15 protein-coding genes are annotated in these 21,519 nt (G+C 37.1%); 4 read left to right on the top strand and 11 right to left on the bottom strand.

Features of this window, described 5'->3' with window-relative positions:
- Positions 1–15: 15 nt before the first annotated feature.
- Positions 16–603 (bottom strand): RdgB/HAM1 family non-canonical purine NTP pyrophosphatase, encoded by a 588-nt coding sequence (rdgB, locus tag AC4IFE_RS10875; RefSeq protein WP_490757003.1) that lies wholly within the window; start codon positions 601–603, stop codon positions 16–18.
- Positions 604–659: 56 nt separating this feature from the next.
- Positions 660–1,490: a CPBP family intramembrane glutamic endopeptidase gene (locus AC4IFE_RS10870; protein ID WP_490757001.1), complete on the bottom strand. Its 831-nt coding sequence runs from the start codon at positions 1,488–1,490 to the stop codon at positions 660–662.
- Between the two features lie 395 nt (positions 1,491–1,885).
- Here AC4IFE_RS10870 and AC4IFE_RS10865 point away from each other — a divergent pair, with 395 nt between their 5' ends.
- The gene (locus AC4IFE_RS10865; protein ID WP_490757000.1) at positions 1,886–3,481 is read left to right on the top strand and encodes a peptide chain release factor 3; all 1,596 of its coding nucleotides are present in this window, start codon (positions 1,886–1,888) and stop codon (positions 3,479–3,481) included.
- Between the two features lie 65 nt (positions 3,482–3,546).
- Here the strand turns inward: AC4IFE_RS10865 and AC4IFE_RS10860 are convergent, their stop codons facing one another.
- The 3 genes from AC4IFE_RS10860 to AC4IFE_RS10850 all read right to left on the bottom strand — a co-directional run bounded on the left by AC4IFE_RS10860 (position 3,547) and on the right by AC4IFE_RS10850 (position 8,952).
- The gene (locus AC4IFE_RS10860) at positions 3,547–5,847 is read right to left on the bottom strand and encodes a reprolysin-like metallopeptidase (protein ID WP_490756999.1); all 2,301 of its coding nucleotides are present in this window, start codon (positions 5,845–5,847) and stop codon (positions 3,547–3,549) included.
- A 444-nt stretch (positions 5,848–6,291) separates the two neighbouring features.
- On the bottom strand, positions 6,292–8,553 hold the full coding sequence (locus AC4IFE_RS10855) for a zinc-dependent metalloprotease family protein (protein WP_490756997.1): 2,262 nt from the start codon (positions 8,551–8,553) through the stop codon (positions 6,292–6,294).
- A 9-nt stretch (positions 8,554–8,562) separates the two neighbouring features.
- On the bottom strand, positions 8,563–8,952 hold the full coding sequence (locus tag AC4IFE_RS10850) for a hypothetical protein (RefSeq protein ID WP_490756995.1): 390 nt from the start codon (positions 8,950–8,952) through the stop codon (positions 8,563–8,565).
- 366 nt (positions 8,953–9,318) lie between these two features.
- Here AC4IFE_RS10850 and AC4IFE_RS10845 point away from each other — a divergent pair, with 366 nt between their 5' ends.
- On the top strand, positions 9,319–10,269 hold the full coding sequence (locus AC4IFE_RS10845) for a DUF4349 domain-containing protein (RefSeq protein WP_490756993.1): 951 nt from the start codon (positions 9,319–9,321) through the stop codon (positions 10,267–10,269).
- A 239-nt stretch (positions 10,270–10,508) separates the two neighbouring features.
- On the opposite strand, the gene AC4IFE_RS10840 is transcribed toward AC4IFE_RS10845, so the two are convergent.
- Complete coding sequence (locus AC4IFE_RS10840) at positions 10,509–10,874, bottom strand: hypothetical protein (protein WP_490756991.1); 366 nt, start codon at positions 10,872–10,874, stop codon at positions 10,509–10,511.
- Positions 10,875–10,897: 23 nt separating this feature from the next.
- Positions 10,898–12,037: an acyl-CoA dehydrogenase gene (locus AC4IFE_RS10835; RefSeq protein WP_490756990.1), complete on the bottom strand. Its 1,140-nt coding sequence runs from the start codon at positions 12,035–12,037 to the stop codon at positions 10,898–10,900.
- A 221-nt stretch (positions 12,038–12,258) separates the two neighbouring features.
- Between AC4IFE_RS10835 and AC4IFE_RS10830 the strand changes: the two genes are divergently transcribed.
- A complete protein-coding gene (locus tag AC4IFE_RS10830; RefSeq protein ID WP_490756989.1) occupies positions 12,259–14,037 on the top strand; it encodes an AMP-dependent synthetase/ligase in 1,779 nt (592 codons plus the stop codon).
- A gap of 151 nt (positions 14,038–14,188) precedes the next feature.
- Here the strand turns inward: AC4IFE_RS10830 and AC4IFE_RS10825 are convergent, their stop codons facing one another.
- Positions 14,189–14,965 (bottom strand): zinc ribbon domain-containing protein, encoded by a 777-nt coding sequence (locus AC4IFE_RS10825; protein ID WP_490756988.1) that lies wholly within the window; start codon positions 14,963–14,965, stop codon positions 14,189–14,191.
- 2 nt (positions 14,966–14,967) lie between these two features.
- Entirely contained in the window at positions 14,968–16,065 is a 1,098-nt protein-coding gene (locus AC4IFE_RS10820; protein ID WP_490756987.1) for a Nif3-like dinuclear metal center hexameric protein, read from the bottom strand.
- 61 nt (positions 16,066–16,126) lie between these two features.
- On the opposite strand from AC4IFE_RS10820, the gene AC4IFE_RS10815 reads away from it, so the two are divergent.
- Positions 16,127–16,954 carry an ion transporter gene (locus AC4IFE_RS10815; protein ID WP_490756985.1) on the top strand — a complete coding sequence of 276 codons (828 nt, stop codon included), beginning with the start codon at positions 16,127–16,129 and terminating at the stop codon, positions 16,952–16,954.
- Positions 16,955–17,214: 260 nt separating this feature from the next.
- Here the strand turns inward: AC4IFE_RS10815 and AC4IFE_RS10810 are convergent, their stop codons facing one another.
- Positions 17,215–18,807 (bottom strand): GEVED domain-containing protein, encoded by a 1,593-nt coding sequence (locus AC4IFE_RS10810; RefSeq protein WP_490756984.1) that lies wholly within the window; start codon positions 18,805–18,807, stop codon positions 17,215–17,217.
- Positions 18,808–19,048: 241 nt separating this feature from the next.
- Positions 19,049–21,256: a choice-of-anchor J domain-containing protein gene (locus tag AC4IFE_RS10805; protein WP_490756983.1), complete on the bottom strand. Its 2,208-nt coding sequence runs from the start codon at positions 21,254–21,256 to the stop codon at positions 19,049–19,051.
- Positions 21,257–21,519: the final 263 nt, after the last annotated feature.

Here is a 21,519-nt window from a genome sequence, read left to right as displayed (position 1 = left end):
ACCAGCATAGAATAATTATTCTTTTACTTTAAGGAAATCCAGAAACAGATCCAGTGCCTGTTTGCGGTGGCTTATCTTGTTTTTATCTTCCGGATTCATTTCTGCAAAAGTGCTGTCATATCCTTCGGGAACGAAGATAGGATCATATCCAAAGCCTTTGTGTCCTTTATTTTCTGTGAGTAAATTTCCGTGAACTTTTCCTTCAAAATAACGCGCTCCATTTTCGTCATAGTAACATAGAACCGTAATGAAATAGGCTTTTCTATTGTCCTGACCTTCCAGCTCGCTTAAAACCTTTTCGATATTTTTAGCAAAATCATGGTCTCCTGCATAGCGTGCGGAAAAAATTCCGGGTCTGCCATCCAAAGCCTCAACAGCAAGACCGCTGTCGTCCCCTAAGCTTGGAATTCCGGTTTTTTCAAAACAGTATTTCGCTTTAATCAGGGCGTTGGCATTGAAGGAATCACCATCTTCTACAATCTCTTCATGAATATGATAATCGGTAAGACTTTTTACTGTAAAACTATTTCCCAGGATCTGCTGGATTTCTTCTTTTTTGTGTTCGTTGTGTGTGGCAACCAATAATTCCATATCTATATTCATTTTTGCTCAATTTGTTTTTCCGTACCATTTACGGTTAATTTTATATCCGAATTTTATTATATTTCAGCGTAATGCACCTTATATTTTTTTGTAAAAAGATAACAGAACAAAGAAAAAAGTACAATCCCAACCGCCAGAATAACCCATTCGGAAATTTTGAAAGCGTCTGCAAAACTCTCGCTTTTGGTATAAGTAACCAGCAATGAAGAGCACAGGTTATTGAACCCATGTAGCAACATCGGCAGCAACAGGGATTTTGTTTTATAATAGACCAGTCCCAATACGCATCCCAGCAATACGGCTCCAACAAACTGCCATGGATTTGCGTGAACCAGCCCAAAGATAATGGATGCGTAAAAAATAGCTCTCCGTGGGTCCACTCCTTTGTTGATAAGCCCTTTCTGAATAATACCCCTGAAAATAATCTCTTCAAAAATAGGGGCCGTGATCACCGTCATGATGATCATGATAACCGGCTCGAAGGTGAGCTGCTCCATAAGCTGCGAGAAAAACTCATAATATTTTCCCCAAAACGGACCTGTGGTAGGAATAAGAGAAGTGATAAATTCTGAGATCAGCATCATTCCTATCATCATAGGAAATATCAGGAGATAGGTGGAGAAATTCGTAGTAGAAAAATTGAAGTTCAGTTTTTTCCCGGTTGAAGGTCTGACGATGAAAAAATCGAAAAAAGCAATAGCAGTTAAAAAACCTGCTGCATTGGTTACCATCATGAACCAGTCTTTCAGTTCGAGGTTTTCCTTGAAAGCAATTTTCCAGAAACTACCAAAAAAAGAAACAGCCATTGTTCCTATAAATAATCCTGCCAGTAAAACAAGACCGCCGATCCATGTAAAGGTAAACTTCGGATACCTGCTATTCTCCATACTTTTCTCTGTAAGTTTGTAAAAACAAAGATAATTTTTTTGAAAGCCATGAGCAACTAAAAAGGGAAATTCTTGGTGCGGGGTGTGGGTTTCGAGATGCGGATTACGGAGTGCGAGATTCAGGATTGGGTTTCATGGTTGGTTTTTTTTAGGTTTGAATGTTTTAGAGTTTAAATATTTAGAATAACATATTTAAAGTATCAGTATGTTTTCTATCTCATAATCCAGTATAAAATCCTGTAACCGCAACGCACACCCTGTACCCCGAAACTCGAAACTAAAAACTCTAAAAACCTTTCCACTCTCCCACATTCAAACCCAAATCCCACAACTTATTCTCCAAATTATTTGAAACCTCGCAAAAAATCCCGATTTTTGCAACTTCAAAATACACTATGTCAGACTTAATCAAAGAAATACAAAAAAGAAAGACTTTCGGGATCATTTCCCACCCGGATGCCGGAAAAACAACCCTTACGGAAAAATTACTTCTTTTCGGGGGTGCTATCCAGGAAGCCGGTGCGGTAAAATCCAACAAAATAAAGAAAGGAGCTACCTCCGACTTTATGGAAATCGAAAGACAGAGAGGGATCTCCGTAGCGACTTCCGTATTGGCTTTTGAATATAAAAATCACAAAATCAATATCCTTGACACACCTGGTCACAAAGACTTTGCTGAAGATACTTACAGAACTTTAACTGCCGTAGACTCTGTGATCGTCGTAATCGACGTTGCAAAGGGAGTTGAGGAACAGACTGAAAAATTGGTAAAAGTCTGCAGAATGAGAAACATCCCGATGCTTGTTTTCATCAATAAACTTGACCGTGAGGGTAAGGATGCATTTGATCTTCTGGATGAGGTGGAACAGAAATTGGGGCTAAGAGTGGTTCCGCTATCTATCCCGATCGGGATGGGAAGCGATTTCCAGGGGATTTATAATATCTGGGAAAATAATATTCAACTGTTTCTTGAAGAAAAGAAACAAAGGGTTGGTGAAACGGTTAAGTTTGACGATATCAATGATCCTTCAATAGATGAGGTGATCGGTGAAAAAGCTGCTCAAAACCTGAGAGATGAGCTTGAGCTTGTACAGTCTGTTTATCCTGAATTCAGCCGTGAAGAATATATGAACGGTGATTTACAGCCGGTTTTCTTTGGTTCGGCTTTAAATAATTTTGGAGTCCGTGAATTATTGGATGCATTTATTGAAATTGCTCCAATGCCACAGCCGAAAGAAAGTGATATACGTCTTGTAAAGCCGGAAGAAAATAACTTTACAGGATTCGTTTTCAAGATCCACGCGAATATGGATCCAAAGCACAGAGACAGACTTGCGTTCGTGAAAATTGTTTCGGGAACATTCAGAAGAAATGAAAATTATCTGTTGGTAAGAGAAGGCAAAAAAATGAAATTCTCTTCTCCAAATGCATTCTTCGCAGACAAAAAAGAAGTGGTAGATGAAAGTTTCCCCGGCGATATTGTCGGTCTTCATGATACCGGAAGCTTCAGAATCGGTGATACCTTGACAGGAGGTGAAAAACTAAGCTTCAAAGGAGTTCCAAGCTTCTCTCCGGAACATTTCCGTTATATCAATAACAGCGATCCGCTTAAAGCCAAACAGCTGGCCAAAGGTATTGATCAGCTGATGGATGAAGGGGTGGCCCAGTTATTTACTCTTGAAATGAACGGCAGAAAGATCATTGGAACTGTGGGAGCACTTCAGTATGAGGTTATCCAATACCGTCTGGAGCATGAATACGGTGCCAAATGTACCTATGAACCTCTTTCCATGCACAAAGCGTGCTGGGTGGAAGCGGATGAAAAATCTGAGGAGTTTAAGGAATTTGCAAGATTAAAGCAGCGTTTCCTTGCCAGAGATAAATATGATCAGCTTGTATTCCTGGCAGATTCTTCGTTCACAATTCATATGACGCAGGAAAAATTCCCGAATGTGAAGCTGCATTTCATCAGTGAATTTCAACATGACTAAATTGATAATAAAAAAACAAAAACCGTTCAGATGAACGGTTTTTTTATGCAATCTATTTGGATGATTTATTTAGGTATCATCATTAGTTTCTTAACAATTTTTTCTCCATCTACAGTAACATGAATCATATAGGATTCAGTAGGCAAATGTTTCAAGTTAATCTGTTCCAGATCCTGATCAAATATGTATTTGGTCTTTTTAGGAACAATCAGTTTTCCATCCATTGAAAATAATTCGTAGCTAATAACATAAGGACGCAGCGGAACCTGTCTAGGAAAATCTGCTTTAATATACACATAACCATCATTGGAAGGTACAGGATATATCATGAGACCCTGGTAAATTCTTGTAGGAACTATTACCGGATTTCCGGGATTTGGGGTTACTACTACTGATGAATTAATTGTAAAGTTCTGTAAATTGACATTAAAGAATATATTATTCACACCTTTCACCATAATTCTGGCATTGTTGGAAATTGTTCCAAGACCGCCCGGAACGGTATAATTATAAGAACCATTATTAGGAGCACTTTGAACCAAAACAGTTGGGAAAGTAAGACCGCCGTCTTTTGACAAAAGAATTGTTACATTAGGTGTGCTTACAGGAGCGGCTGTTGTATTGGCGACACTCCATGTAATTAGATATGACTGACCTTCATTCCAAACAACCCCTGCAGTATTTTGTGAAGTTACTGTAAACGGACCCGCAGTTGCATCCACTGTAACTACCATATCATCAGAATTGTTTCCAGAACCTCCCGCTCTATTGTCACGAGTGGTAAACCTGAAGTTATAGTTTCTGGCAACATTTGATAAAGCTTCTACAGCAATTTCTGAACCTTGAGTGGTCGTGCTTCCAGCTAATACTGAAGTCATTGTTGGAAAATATCTAATAGGAGTAGTTTGTGGAGTCCAAGATCTGAAAGTAGGACCAGAAGCTTTTGATGCAGTTGCCGCAGAATTTGCTCCGGTTTGTCCAGAAACAGCTTTATCCATCTGCTCCCAAATATAGGTTAGAGTATCTCCATTTGCGTCAGTACCCGTTCCTGTAAGCACAAATGGAGTGCCCTTCGGAATGATATAATCTAATCCTGCATCAGCTGTAGGAATAGCATTTCCGGTATTGGTAACTACAGGGCAGGTTTTTGTTTTAATATTATTGGTAATCTGCTGAATACTTATAGCATGGAAAAACGGATCTGAATGTTGTTGCACATCCTGGTTGGTAATCCCTGCATATCCCATAATTGTAGATCCTGAACCAGGCTCCATATTTACCCCTGCTGATTCAATATTATGAGAAAATGTATGATTCCCTCCAAACTGATGTCCCATTTCATGGGCAACATAATCAATATCAAAATTGTCACCAGATGGAATAGCATCTGCCGGCGAAGTATATCCACTTCCTTTTGATCCATTGGTACAAACGCAACCAATACATCCAGCATTTCCACCACCTCCAGTTGCTCCGAATAAATGGCCGATATCGTAGTTGGCTTCTCCAATCGTTGCGGTTAAAGTATTCTGTAACTCAGCATTCCAGTTATTCATTTGGGCTGATGGAGAATAAGGATCTGTAGCTGCATTCGTATAAATTACAGCATTATTGTTTGCAATAATGATCATTCTTGCAGAGAAATCTTTTTCAAAAACCCCGTTTACACGAGTCATTGTATTGTTCATCGCTGCCAATGAACCCGCTACTGTTCCTCCGAAATAGGTTGTATATTCACCTGTACAAGATAAGGCTAATCTGAAAGTTCTTAATTTTCCATCATCAGCATTGGGTCTTGCGGCAAGATTAGAATTATCCAGACCTTTTTGAGCAACGTCCAGCACAGTACATTCAAACTTATCTAAGCTCTCTTTTTTATCTGATTTTTTATAAACAACATAAGTTGAAAGATCTTTTGTATATGGCTCGATAAAAACCGCCGATCTGTTTCCATAAATCTCCATTGAAGATAATCCCAATGGTGAAATACTGAAATAAATAGTAGAACTAGGGTCATCTTCACCTACACCAACATAAGATTTAATATCCGGATATTTTGCTGCCAATTCAGGATCGAAATTTGAGTTTTCTCTTACTTTGAAACTTTCAAAGTTGCCATTAGAATTTGGAAAAGAAACAATAACATCAGACTTTCCTTTAACAGCAAATCTTTTGGGCGCTTTCGCTAAAACATTCTTTAAATTATCAAAATCAAGATTATAAATTTTGGGGTGAAGAATGCTGGTCTTATTTTCAAAGATTTCAGAAGTATTTTTTTGAGACACTTCCTTCCAAAGTTGGCTTGTTTGTGCTAAAAAAACATTGGAAATAAGAAATATCCCCATCAAAAATAATTGTTTTTTCATATAGTTTTTCCTTTTTTTAATATTAAGAGGTGTAAAATTACTTTTCTTTTTTTAAACTTATTATTACTGTGCTTATCTTTTTAATATCAAATAATATAATTTCATCATCAACAAATATTGATGATTGCACTATTAAAAACAAGAACAAAATACATGTCTTTCATTATAGAATCTTAAAAAGCAAAGGTAAATATTCAAAATGCTAATTATGAATATTTTTTTAAAAATTATCAAATAACTGTTAAATCAACCCAAAAACATAATAATGAGTCGTTAAAATAACATAATTGTTAAAAGAAATGATCAGTTCAAGAACAAAAGCAATTGCCCAACCGTCTACTTTTATAAAATGTACCCGTAAACAGCTTGTTATGAGTAAGATTTAAATTAAATAAAACCGTTCAATGTGATGTTGAACGGTTTCTTTTATAACAAAAACTTGTATTATTTTTTAATAATCAGTTTTTTGGAAATTTTCTGACCGTCTTTATCTACCTGAACAATGTAAACACCTGAAGGAAGATAAGACAGGTTAACTTCTTCACGAATCTTACCTCCTTTTACCTCTTTAGTCGCATTAACTAGTTTTCCGTCCATTGCATATACCGTATACGAAATGCCATTGCCTCCTTCCGCTTCGATAGTAAAGATTCCTTTTGATGGATTCGGATAGATCTTTATTCCTTCTTCCGCTTTTTCAGTTTCGCTGGTTCCTAATGTAGAATTGATCGTAAAGTTGGTTGTATTCACATTTAAGAATACATTATCAATCGCTTTGATCATTATTCTTGCCGTTGAGCTGGTTCCCAAGCCACCCGGAACATTGAATGTGTAAGAACCGTTGTTTGGCGTGCTCGCCACAAGCGTATGAGGGAACGTGAGTCCTCCATCTATGGAAAGAAGGATCATTACATTTGCTGTATTTACCGGAGCTGCATTTGTATTGGCAACATTCCAGGTAATGGTCTGTGGTGTCCCTACATTCCACACTATACCGCCTGCATTTTGAGAGGTCACTGTAAATGGTCCGGCAGCTGTAGATACTGTAAGCTGGATATCATCACGTCCTGTTTGCCCGCCAATCGGTTTATTATCTCTCACCAATAAGGAGAAAGTTAAAGGTCTTGCGACTGTAGACAGTTTCTCCCACGCTCTATAGTTTCCTGCTGTAATAATCGTAGGATCATATCCTTCCACAATTGTTGAGAGTCTTGGGAAATATCTTGTAGGAGATGTTGTCGCCCACATCGATCTGAACATAGGGCCTATTGCATTGGTTGGTCTTGGAGGCATTGTTGCAGCGCCCGTATCAATTTGCTCCCAGTTATAGGTAATTGCGTCGCCATCCGGATCGGAGCCTACACCTGTTAAAGCAAATGGAGTCCCCATTGGAATTGTTCTGTCAGGTCCGGCATTTGCAGTCGGCTCATTGTTTCCTGTTGCTGTATTCACAGAACAATTTCCTCCTGCTCCCGTAATTCTTGTATACATCTCACGAATACTTACGGCATGGAAATAAGCATCACTGTTATTCTGTACATTTGGAGAACAGATACCTGCATATCCCATGATGGAACTTGCACTCCCTGGTTCTACCGATGTTGCCGTGTTTCTGTTACAGCCATTATTCTGTGTGTGATTGGCACCAAACTGATGTCCCATTTCGTGTGCCACATAATCAATGACAAAAGGATCTCCCACAGGAGCTGCTGAACCTGTAACACCTCCGGCTTTCACACTACCACAAATTGCAGGAGTATAAGCAAGCCCATTATCATTACCCTGAGTAGCCTGGAAAAATACATGTCCGATATCATAATTATTGACGCCAATTGCATTATTAGTCACTGTAATGTTTTCGTCAATCATCTGATCAGCATCCAATGCATCAAAAGTATCTGAAGCAATGAAAAACAACAGATCCGTATTAGCAACAAGTTGCAGAGATACTGAAATTTCATTTTCAAATACCTGATTAAGGCGTGCTACTGCTAAATTAACTGCTGCAAGTACAGCTGCTTTTTTCTGGGCATCTGTTCCGGCACCTACGCCGGCCTGTTGGGCAGCATAGGCTGTATATTCAGTGGTTGTAGTAATAGCCAATCTATATTTACGCATTAAGCCGTCTACAACTGTTTTACCATGTATATCGGGAGCAAGATCAATTAAAGGCGAATCTCCTTTAAACAGACAGTCGAATCGGTTTTGAGAAACCGCATTCTTTCTGTCATATACAATATACGTTTTGTTATCCTGCGAATATGAATCTATATAGTACATTCCTTTTATTCCTCTTACTACAGCATTAAGCCCGAAATACGGATCATAAGTAAATCTGATATTGGTAGCAGGATCTCCTACCCTCTTTCCCACATAAGATCTTATATCAGAATATCTTGACTGTAAGTCCGGATGCATTACAGATGCTTCAAATACTTCGTATGTGTCAAATGTTCCCTGATCATTGGGAAACTTTACGAAAATTCCCTTCTCTGAGGAAAGACGACTTCTGTCCGGAGCCAGAGAAAGCTGATGTTTCAGCTCGTCAGTATTCAGATTGACCAATTGATAGTCTACAGTTCTTACGCCTCTTTCTCTTGTTTCTTTTACATTTTTCTGCAAGGCTCTGCTCCAGGTATTCTGCTGTGCCATAGCTGTTCCTGAAAGAACAAAAAGACTTGTCAGAAGTAATAATTTTCTTTTCATTATATAATATTATTGTATGGTTAATTTAATTTTTTTAGGACTTCCCATAATTTTCACGATCAGTATGGGATCAGATTGTTTTTTGTCAGTGTATTCCTGATTTTCGACTTCTTTATAAAAAACGTTAAGCATGGAAGTGTTCGTTTCCAGTTTTTCAATTTCAATATCGCCGTTTTTTATTTTTTTCAGTTTAGGTTTTAAGACCAAAAAGTACTCTCCTTCTTCTAAAACAGGAATCGGGGCTGATCTGGAATATTTTGAATCATTGAGTTTCATGTACAGATCTTTGATTCCTTTTGTGGAAGTAATGACTGTATATTCTTTCAGATCAGTTTTAAGATTAAGTCTTCTGATTTCAGTAAATTCTACTTTATCCTGATTTTTATGCTGATAATTCATCTGCGTCATATTTTTATAATCAGCACAGTTAATCAGCAAAAAGCTGAAAAAATTCAAAAAAAGAAAACTTTTAATAAATAAACCCATAATAACAAATATAAAAAATTTTCAGACATAAAATTCTTATTTCTATTATCATTCCAATCATTAAAACTCTTAAAATGAGACAATAAGCAAATATTTTCTTTTTGAAAGCTTATCTGTGTCATCATATTTCTGATATCAAAAACAGTTTGTAAAACAATTGTAAAACAAATATAAAACAATGGTTTTTAATCATTTAAGATTTTACCAGAATAATACTTTTCTTTTACAAAAGTCTGCCTCTGTTCACCGCTAATTTTACTTCATCAAAAAATTAATCTTATGAAAAAGTTCATATTACTGGTGACCGTATCAGGCACGTTCATTATGTGTAAAAAGGCAGAAGCAGCAAAATCCCAGGTAGAAGATACAATTCATGCTGCAGACAGTACAGCTGCTGCTGTGAATGAAACTGTCACTTCCATCAATACTGCCGCAGACAAAGTTCTGGATTCAGCCAGTGTCAGAATAAAAGATTTTGAAGATGCCAAAGGCGAAATTCAGCAGAAAATAGAAAACACTTCCAAGATGGTAGATTCTCTAACCGATAAAATCGCTTCAACAAAACTGGAATCGAAGATTGAGAAGAAAGATTCAGCAGAGAAAAAAACTGAAAAGATCGTTGTGAATGTTCCGGCTCCGAAAGTGATCAAAGAAACCAAGATCGTATACAAAGACAAACCCCAAAATGACAGCTATGAGCTGAAAAACAAAATGGTAAAAACGGGTATTCTTTCTGTAAAAGCTGATAACGCAGAAACGGTAAAAGAACTTGTAAAGGAAGAAACTGTAAAAAATAATGGTTATGTAAAAAGTGAAGAGCTTTCTTATACTACTACAGAAGCAGTCGACAGAAGCTCCTCTTACACAGAAAACAGTCAAAAGGTGTATTATATGGACGTTAAAGTTCCTCTCCGTAATTTTGACAGTTTAATGAATGACCTGAGTGAGATTGGTGATATTGAAACTAAAAGCATACAGGTTTCCGGAAATAACTACGCAGAAAATACCTTATGTACAATAACGGTGACTCTTACCGATAAATCGAGTTTCGAAAAAGAGCCTGAAACTTTCGGCGAAAAATCACTGGCCGCAGTTTCATCAGGCTGGGACGTAATTACTTCGGTCTTTCTTTTTATTCTCCCGCTATGGCCTTTATTTCTGATCGGTGGAATTGGATATTATTTCTACAAAAAGAAAAACAAAAAAACTACGGACAACAGTGCCCAATAAAAACAAAATCCATCTTTCGATGGATTTTTAATATTATTTTAATAAAAATCAAATCCGGGCCAACCTGTTCTTCGTATATTTAAATATTCCTGAATGATTGTATGGGCCAGTACGGAAGTTATTTCATAGGAATTTAATAAGTATGGATCAACAGTATGCATGGATGTTTTAAGCCTGGTTAAAGGGTATATTATAAAAAGTGGTTTGCAAGAAGAAAGGCTCCCGATGGGAGCCTTTCGCTATTTCATATTCACTACTTTATCTACGATAAACTTTGTGTTTCCTCTCCATGGAAGCGCTCCGTTGTATTCTTTGTAATGCAGATCGAAAGTTTTACCGCTGTTGGTTTCCAGCTGTTTAAAAATTTCAGGATCTTCTACAGAAAATTCAAATTCATAGCTTGTAATGGTTCCTGTCTTTCCTTTTCCAAAACCTTCCTGGATGAGTTTTCCTTCATAGGTTTTGAAAACATAGCCTTTTTTCATGGCATAATTCAGATAGCCGGACTTTACCCCTTCTCCAAAGACGAAATAATATTTATACCATACTATTACCCCTATCAGAAGAAGTACTACCCCGAGGCTGATCCACAAAGTTTTTTTCATAAGCAGTGTGTTTTTATATTAATTTATTTTGCGATGCTTCTGGAAATCACAATTTTCTGAATCTCAGAAGTACCTTCATAGATTTGCGTGATCTTCGCATCTCTCATCATTCTTTCTACATGATATTCTTTCACGTATCCATATCCGCCATGGATCTGTACTGCTTCAATGGTAGTATCCATTGCCACCTGGGAAGCATATAGTTTTGCCATTGCTCCGCTTTCAGAGATATCTTTACCTGCATCTTTCTCAAAAGCTGCTTTGAAGCATAACATTCTTGCTGCAGTGATCTGTGTAGCCATATCTGCTAATTTAAATGCAATCGCCTGGTGATTGATGATCTCGGTTTTGAAAGCTTTTCTTGTTTTAGCATATTTTAAAGCCAATTCATAAGCACCTGAAGCAATACCTAATGCCTGAGAAGCAATACCGATTCTTCCTCCGTTCAATACTGCCATTGCAAAATTGAATCCGAATCCGTCTTCCCCGATTCTGTTTTCCTTCGGTACTTTTACGTTATTGAAGATCAAAGAATGTGTATCACTTCCTCTGATTCCCAATTTATCTTCTTTTACACCCACTTCAAAACCTTCCCAACCTCTTTCAACGATGAAAGCGTTAATTCCTTTATGTTTTTTCTCAGGATCTGTCTGTGCAATGACAATATAATAAGAAGCTGTTCCTCCGTTTGTGATCCAGTTCTTGATACCATTTAAAAGGTAATAATCTCCTTTATCTTCTGCAGTTGTTTTTTGGGAAGTAGCATCAGAACCTGCTTCAGGCTCGGATAATGCAAAAGCACCAATTACTTTTCCACTGGCAAGAGGAGTAAGATATTTCACTTTCTGTTCTTCGGAAGCAAATTTTTCAAGACCTGCACATACCAGAGAATTATTTACGGACATTACCACAGCTGCTGAAGCATCTATTTTTGCGATCTCCTCCATTGCCAAAACGTAAGAAACGCTATCCATCCCTGCTCCTCCGTACTTAGGGTCTACCATCATTCCCAAAAGCCCCATTTCTCCCATTTTCTTTACTTGTTCTGTAGGGAATTTCTGATCGCGGTCTCTTTCTATAACTTCAGGTAATAGTTCATTTTGTGCAAAATCTCTTGCAGCCTGCTGAATCATCAGCTGTTCTTCCGATAAATTAAAGTCCATAAAAAATAATAATTAGATAGGCGTAAATTTACACTTTTTAACCAAATCTGAAAATAGAATTAGAAGTATGGGACAGACTGCTTGAAATTTCCGCAGAATGACCGGTGAAAGCTTCTGATATTATGGCAGGCATTCAATTAATTGTCAATTGATAAATTCTGATTACTACAGTTAAAAAAAATGCTTATATTTAAAATTCTTTAAAAATTGCTTAAAAAATCATGACAATCAAAAGATTATTCGATATTCCACATTATGCTTTGGAAAAATTTCCTAAAACAGATATGTTTGTGACTAAATATCAGGGTGAATGGAAAAAAACTTCAACACTAGAATTTATCAATCAGGGAAATAAAATATCCAGGGGGCTTTTGAAACTGGGTATAAAACCTGGGGACAAGATTGCTCTGATCACCACCAATTCCCGTACAGAATGGGCAGTTATGGATTTTGGACTGTCTCAGATCGGTGTGGTTTCCGTTCCTGTTTATCCGAGTATTTCTGCTGAAGATTATGAATTTATATTCAATAATGCTGAAATACAGTATTGTTTTGTATCGGATAAAGAATTGCTAAATAAAGTGATGAAGGTGAAACATAATATTCCTTCACTACAGGGAATTTTCACCTTTGACACAATAAGCGGAGCAGCCAACTGGAGGGAAATCCTGGATCTTGGTGAGGACGATTCTACTCAGATTGAAGTGGACGACCTTTCCAATGCCATTAATTCCGAAGATCTGGCAACCATCATTTATACTTCCGGAACAACGGGAAGGCCAAAAGGTGTAATGCTTACCCACCATAATATTGTGTCTAATGTATTGGGATCTTTTCCAAGAATTCCTAAGAAAAAAAGCCTGGATTACAAAGATACAAGGGTGCTGAGCTTCCTTCCTATCTGTCATATTTTTGAAAGGATGCTTTTTTATCTTTTCCAGTACAGTGGTTTTTCTGTTTATTTCGCAGAAAGCATTGATAAAATGGGTGAAAATGTAAAAGAAGTAAAGCCGCATTACATGAGTGTTGTACCGAGACTGGTAGAAAAGGTATATGACAAGATCTACAATACAGGTTCTTCAGCCGGCGGGCTGAAATCCAAGATATTCTTCTGGGCTTTAAATTTAATCAGCAAGAAAAAAGAAATCTCCAAACCTTCAGGATTGCAGGGAATCATTGCAGATAAACTGGTATTCTCTAAATGGAGAGAAGGTCTGGGCGGGGAAATCATTACTTTGGTTTCCGGTTCAGCAGCTCTGTCCACAAGATTAAACCTGATGTTTCAGAATGCCGGGATCCCTATTTTAGAAGGGTATGGCTTAACTGAAACGTCACCGGTTATTTCTGTAAACAGTTTTGATAAAATGAAAATCGGTACCGTCGGCAGACCGCTGGACAATCTCCAGGTAAAAATCCAGGAAGATGGTGAAATTACGGTAAAAGGCCCCTCTGTCTTCAAAGGTTATTTTAAAGCCGAAGAAATGACCAGAGAAGCTTTTACGGAGGACGGTTTTTTCAAAACAGGAGATATAGGGCATGTCGACAGTGAAGGATTTTTGCAGATTACTGACCGTAAAAAAGAAATGTTTAAAACTTCAGGCGGGAAATACATTGCTCCTCAAACAATTGAAAACCAGGCAAAATCTTCAAAATTCATCGAACAGATCATGGTGGTAGGAGATGGTGAAAAAATGCCGTGTGCTTTGGTACAGCCTGATTTTGAGTTTGCTAAAAACTGGGCCATGAGAAACAACCTGAATATCGGTTCCACGCCTGCAGAAATTGCAAAAAGCCCTGAATTAAAGCAAAGAATTGAAAAAGAGATGGAAGGCATTAATGAACACCTCGGCAACTGGGAAAAGATCAAAAAAATTGAGCTTACCCCTGAAGTCTGGGCCATCGACACCGGATTGCTTACCCCAACTTTAAAGCTTAAAAGAAAAGCAATAAAAGAGAAATTCATAGATCTGTACAATAAAATGTACGAGCATCACGAGTAAAATACAGTAAGCTGTTTCAGAAATGAAGCAGCTTTTTTAATATCCTCATATTGTGACGGGATTAAAGCCTGCCAACATTCATCTCTGGTTATATTAAACAAAAAAAATGTGCTTCATTTCTGAAGCACATTTTTATTATTTTAAATTGTAATTAGAATTTAATTACCGATTTCATTCTTTCGTTTTCTTCCATTACCAATTCGTCATCTACAAGGATTTTTCCAGAGTGCTCATCAATAATGATTTTCTTTCTCTGAGCAATTTCCATCTGCTTCTGAGGCGGGATTGTAAAGAATGATCCTTTTGGTGCTCCTCTTTCTAATCCTACAACAGCCAGTCCGTTGATAGAGCTCTTTCTGATTCTGTTATATGAAGAAAGTAATCTTTCGTCAATTTTACTTGCATACTCTTTAGACTGCTCTATTAAGTATTCTTCTTCTTTCTGAGTTTCAGATACAAGATCATCCAATTCTTCTTTTTTGAATTTCAAATGGTTTTTCAGATCTTTGATTTTCTCGTTAAGTTCGCTTAAAGTTTCATTTTTGTGAGCAATTTTAACTCCGAATTCTTTAATTCTTTTTTCAGCAAGCTGAATTTCCAGATCCTGGAATTCCATTTCTTTTCCTAATGCTTCAAACTCTTTATTGTTTCTTACATTATCCTGCTGAGATTTGTACTTTTCAATTAAAGTTTTTGCATGGTTAATTACTTCATGCTTTGTTTTGATCTGGTCTTCCTGATCTTTGATATCTGCATGAAATTTTTCAGCTCTTTTTTCAAGTCCTTCGATCTCAATTTCAAGATCTTCAACTTCAATTGGCAATTCTCCTCTAGTATTTCGGATTTCATCCAATCTTGAATCAATGATCTGCAAATCGTATAAAGCTCTTAATTTTTCTTCAACTGAAATATCGTTGGTTTTTGCCATATTTAAATGAAATAATTTACTGGGTTTGTTTTTTCAATAGATTTTGAAATTGCAAATGTACTAAATTTTTGTGACAAAATTTCAAATAATTGTTGAGTTACAAATTGTTCGGATTCATAATGGCCTATGTCACAGATCAACATTCTGGATTCTGCCTGGAAATAGTCATGGTATTTGATATCCCCGGTAAGATAAGCATCACATTTTTGTGATAAGGCAGCTTTTATTCCGCTGGCTCCGGATCCTCCAAGAACGCCTACCCTTCTGATTTTTTTACTTGTAAAGTCGGAATGTTTAATGACTTCGAGTTCGAATTTTTCTTTGACCATTCTTAAAAAATCCTGTTCATCCATTTCCTCGGCAAGTTCCCCGTACATTCCCAGGCCTGAATGCTGATTTTCATTATCCAGCTGATATACCTGATAAGCTACTTCTTCATAGGGATGGGCAGCTTTCATTGCTGAAATGATCTTTCCTTTTTTATAATCTTCAAAAATAACAGAGATCATATCTTCATCAGCATTTTCACGGATGTTCTGCTGTCCGGAGAACGGATTTGAACCTTCAACAGGCCTGAATGTTCCGTTTCCATTCAGAGTAAAGCTGCATTCGTCATAAAAACCTATATTTCCTGCTCCTGCAGTGAATAGTGCTTCTTTCACTTTTTCCGAATAGTCTTTCGGAACAAATACACTCAGCTGTTTTAAATTATTTTTCTTAGGCTGAAGAATCCTGAGATCTTTTAATCCCAACTGATTGCAGATTTCATGATTGACTCCAAAGAAATCATTATCAAATGCCGTATGAATGGCATAAATGGCAATTTTATTTTCAATCGCTTTTAATACGGCTCTTTCGACATAATTTCTCCCGGTCAGAGATTTTAATCCGGAAAAAATAATAGGATGAAAGCATACAATCAGGTTACAGTTTTTCTGAATAGCCTCATCCACAACATTCTCCAGAGCATCGTGGCATACCAGTATTCCGCTGACATTTCGGTCGGGAACTCCACACAGCAGCCCTACATTGTCAAAATCTTCTGCCTGCTGCAGGGGAATACGGTTTTCTATTTTTGAAATCACTTCACGTATTGTCATTTTATTCTGTATGTTTGCTACGAAAATAGCGATAATTTGTTAATTTTGAAAAACATTAAAAATGGAAAGAGAGCATAATCTTGTTCCCGAAGATAAGTTTTGGAAAAGATTTCTTTACAGGGTAATCTACCGTGCAGATACCAGGTTAGGAAAGTTATTCGACATTACATTATTATCTCTTATCCTGATAAGCACTGCCATTATTATGATGGAGAGTGTCCCTCAGCTTGACAAAAAATTTCACTATACATTTCTGATCCTGGAATGGATTATTTCTATTTTTTTCACAATTGAATACTGGATGCGCATCAGTGTTGTGAAGAATAAAAAAAATTATATTTTCAGCTTTTTCGGAATTATAGATTTTCTTGCACTGGTTCCTTTTTACCTTAGTTTTTTCTTTCCTGTTACCAAGTATTTCTTAATCTTCAGGATGCTGAGGATGCTGAGAATTTTCAGGATCTTCAATCTTCTGGATTTTATGAACGATGGCTACCTTATAGTCCGAGCCTTAAAGAACAGCTCCAGAAAGATCTATATTTTCCTTTTGTTCCTGATTATCTTTTCAGTGATCGTAGGCTCGCTGATGTTTATGGTGGAAGGCGGAAGACCTGGTTTTGAAACGATTCCACAGTCTATTTACTGGGCAGTGGTTACGGTAACTACCGTTGGTTATGGAGATGTCTCTCCTATCACTCCGATGGGGAAATTTTTTGCTGTTATTTTAATGCTTGCAGGTTATTCTATTATTGCAGTTCCTACTGGAATTGTAACAGCAGAAATGCGCAACAAAAGACAGAATCTGGAGAAGATCTGCGACCAATGCGGCAATGAAGATATAGATGATGATGCACGATACTGTAAACAGTGTGGCAAGAAATTAGCTTAGTATTTGGTATTGATATTAATCTGTTAACCAAATACCAAAAAAATCATGGAACCACAAAAGAAAAACAAGCCTAACAGCCTCGTCATTATTCTTTTCTCTTTAGTTGTATTAATGATCATTATTTATTTTATACTCGTGATGTTTTTCCCTGCCGTCTTTGAACAAATGAACACAGGAGATATACAACCAGTACCCAACAAGTGACAGTAATATAAAAAAGACGGCAATTGCCGTCTTTTTAGTTTAATATGGTTATTTTATTATTTCCTGATCGCTTTGATCATCTGCCTTGAGCCATCTTTCATGTTTAAAGTAATGAAATATAATCCTTGTTTAAGATCCCCTAAATGAAGAGCAGAAGATGGATTTTCAACAGTTTTCACCAGTCGTCCGGAAACATCAGATACAGAAAGTGATTTTACAAGATCTGCTTTTGAAATATTCAATACATCAGTGAAAGGATTAGGGTATGCTTTAATCTCCTCTTTTGCTTTGGAAACTTCGGATGTTGCTAATGTTGCAGTCTCTACTTTAAAATTATCAACAAAGAATTCATAATCTTCAGAATCATTTACAGTACCTTCGGAAGCATAAAATGCAAATACAGTATTGGCTCCTGTATAGGATGTAAGATCATAAGAATAGGTAGTAGAGGTATTGGATGGTGCATTAGCTGCATTCCATGTCTGCAGAACGGTCCATGTAGTGCCTCCGTCATTTGAAACCAAGAACTGAACCACATCATCAGATCCCATAGCGGAAGCAGTGGTAGCTAAATACTCTGTTACTCCATAATCGAATTTTACTCTGTATCCTCCTGCTGAAAGGTTGAAAGGTACTGTCTTTAGCCATGCTTTGGTTTCGTTGTAATAAAGATTTATTTTAGCAGAAGTGTTATTATTTCCGTCATTCAGGAAGTCTCCATCAGACCATAATTCATCTGCATCAGTAGGCCCTGTAGCCGGGTCTCCACCGGAAGCCTGTTCCCAGCAATTTCCGGGGAAGGTTGAAAAATCATTGGTATAGGCAACAGTAGGAACTATTGCAGCACAATCAGTTGTAAAGGATGCACTTAAAGACCATGCGCTTTTATCGGAAGTGCTGCATACAGACCTTACCCATACATAGTAAGTGGTGGCAGGAGTTAATGCGGATAAAGGTGCAGATAAAACCGAGGCTCCTACACTTCCTGATGGTGCAGTAGTAGTTGTTGGAGCTGTATTCGTTGAGGAATAATAATATTCATAACCTACTCCTACTATACTTGTAGAAGCTGCCCATGAAATAACAGCTGAGTTGGCAGTCAGGGTACCCGCAGACAAGTTACCTGGTGCCAGACAGCTCGGTGCAGCACCAATCACTACAGTATAATCATGTGCTTCTCCATAGCCTAAAGTATTACATGGCTCCGGTTCATTATTAAAACGGTCGCCTACTCTCATTCTGTAAGTTCCCGGTGTAACTGTTGCCGGAATGGTTATATTGCCATTGGTAACTGAATTATCATCCGGTCCCGTACTGCTTCCAGTTGCTACCAGCTCCGGGGCTGCATCATCAAAAGTTCCGTTATTGTCAAAATCTATCCAGATACGTACATATTGACTGGAATATTCATGGGTAACAGAAAATGCGTAATTGAGACCTGCATTCAGGTTAATTGTCTGGGCCGTATAGTCTCCATATGAGCTTTGGGAGCATCCCGTATCAAGATGGCTGAATCCTGCTGATGGAATCGTAAAACTGTCGATCATATCTCCCCCACTGCATTCGCTCGGAAATACCGGTGTACAATAGGTCTGAGCAAAGGCAAATGCGCCAATCGTTATTAAATTCACAAGTAAAAGCTTTTTCATGTAATATTTTTTTATGGTTTAAACAAATCTAATAAAAAAAATACATTAAAACTTTATCAAATAGAAAAAGAGACAGTTAAAAATCTGTCTCTTTAATGATATATTCTCAACTTTCAATTTCATCAGCAAAAAAACTGAAAATGCATCTGCCAATTCTACCTATCATCAACACTGAACAGATAATATAACATAAAAATAGCAGCCTTTCAGCTGCTATTCTATAAGTATGATTAATAAGATTCTATTTCTTAATTGCTTTGATCGTTTGTTTTGATCCGTCTTTCATGTTTAATGTTACTAAATACATTCCTTGTTTCAGATTTCCTAACTGAAGAGCTGATGAAGGATTTTCGATAGTTTTTACAACTCTTCCTGCAAGATCAACAACTGATACGGATTTCACTTTAGAGATATCGGAAATATTCAGGACATCTGCGAAAGGATTTGGATAAGCTTTGATCTCATTTTTAGCACCTGAAACTTCTGAAGTTGCTAATACTGATGCATCATAAGCCGCGATTTTAAATTGCCCTGTTGTAGTTGATGAATAATTCCATACACCTACAAGCAGTGTAGTTCCAGGAGTTTGTCCTGTTAATGAAACTTTAGAGAAATTATTTGTCCCAGCTGAAATATCATCACTACATCCAACTGACGTTAATGTACCACAAGAACCTGTATAAACTCCCATAACAGTATCGGTAACATTACTACCAGTAACAGCAGCAGTTTCTATGGTTACATTTCCACTTGCAGGGACTACAACAGAATACCAGACATCCTTATAACCCGTTGGCTGACAAGCATGCACAGCTGTAGCATCTGTAGTTGCAGTAGCACTAAGATTAGTTCCTGTAGTAGGATTTTGAGCAAATGTAGAGCCTAATGTTAAAGCAACTGCACCTGCACATTCGTCATTAGCCGGAGGTGGAGGTGGCGTTCCAATACAAATATTGAAACTAGCATTATTTCCGGCACCAGAAAATGTATATACTCTTACATAATATTTCTGCCCCGGTGTTAAACCAGTTAAAGTAGCTGTATCAGGATCTGAACATGTTATACTTGTCTGAGCACCACATACTCCGCTTAATACCTGAAAATACATATCTGTAGTTGAAGTTGTTCCCGTAGAAACAACATTAGAAAGAGTCACAACATGAGAAGTTCCTGTAGCTACAAAAGAATACCAAACATCATCATCAGGATTTCCGCTACAAGTTCCTACAGAAACATTAGAATTTGTTGCTCCTAATGTGTTTCCTGGAGTTGTAGTACCACAGCTAAGATCAGGGTTTACAGTTAATCCTACTGCATTGGCACAATCATCATTAGCTGGAGGAGTAACTGATCCGGTTGTGAATTTTCTTTCAGTACAAGAAGCCGAAATATTTGCACCTTGATAAGCATTTACAGTATAATAATACATAGTGCTTACATTTAAATTAGAAGCAAATGTATAGCTTAGAACATTTCCTAAATCTATATTATTCGATATATCAGTTCCACCAGTTGTAGTTCCAACAGAAAGCCTATATCCTGTTGCTCCTGTAACCGAAGACCAAGAAATTGTAGGTTTCAATGAAAGACCAGTTGCATTGTTTGAAGGAGCACTTACGCTAGGACATGGTACATTAATAGTTGTAAATGATGTCTCAGTACATCCTGTTGCATTTCCATTACTGTTTTTAGGAATAACTGTAACATAATATGTTTTATTATACATAAGAGCTGATGCAGAAGGAACTGTATATGTAGTTACGTTATTTACATCTGTTCCATTCATTATATCTGTTCCTCCAGGTGTTGTTCCTAAGTTAATCAGATAACTCGAAGCATCTGCAGAAGCACTCCAAGTAAGTGTTGGTGTTATAGAAACACCTGTTGCAGCGTTTGCAGGAGTAGTAAGTGTAGTACAAGCCGGAGGTGTTGTTGGCATTGCATCTACAACGAATGTATCTGAATATAGCTCAAACTGATTCGTATCTATAGCATGAACAGCTACATAAACGGTCTGACCATTATAAGCAGATAAATCAAATGTCAACTTCGTCCAAGTATTCGGAGCCTTTGCTGTAGATTTAAGTGTTGTTGTAAAAGCTGCCTGTGTCTGATTTGTCGTAGAAAGCAGAACATTATAGTTTTCAAGAAAACTTGAGCTTCTGGACCTTACATAAAAAGACAGTCTATTACTTACTGCATTGGTTACTGTAATAGCTTTTGTGATTAAATAGTCATCATGAGCTGTTGATCCATATGTAATAGTAGCAACATTACTCCCTGATTGAGCAGTTCCAGCTCCAGGTACTCCAAAGCCCCAGCCATTTGTATCCCCTCCGTTAATCACGGCCCAACCGGCTGGCATTGTCGTGCCTGTGTCAAAGTTTTCAGTCCATTGCCCAAAGCTTAAAGCTGGCAAACCTAAAATCAAAAATAATAGTTTTTTCATATGTAGTAAAAGTAAAATTAGACGGTAAAAGTAATCAATATTTAATATAAAATCAAAAATTATCTTAAAACAATAAATAAAAAATCATAAATAAATAATTTTATTGTCTAAAATAAAACCCATGATTAATTTTAACATTAAATCATCAATAATTGAATATAATTTAAATAATTGATTTACAATGAATTAAATTATAAATAAAAATCCCAAATAGTGGATAAATTTTGATTTAACATAAAAAAATATTTATTTTTTCACCAATT

Source organism: Chryseobacterium sp. UF-81 (genome assembly GCF_058245105.1).
This window is presented reverse-complemented; position numbering and strand designations above follow the sequence as displayed.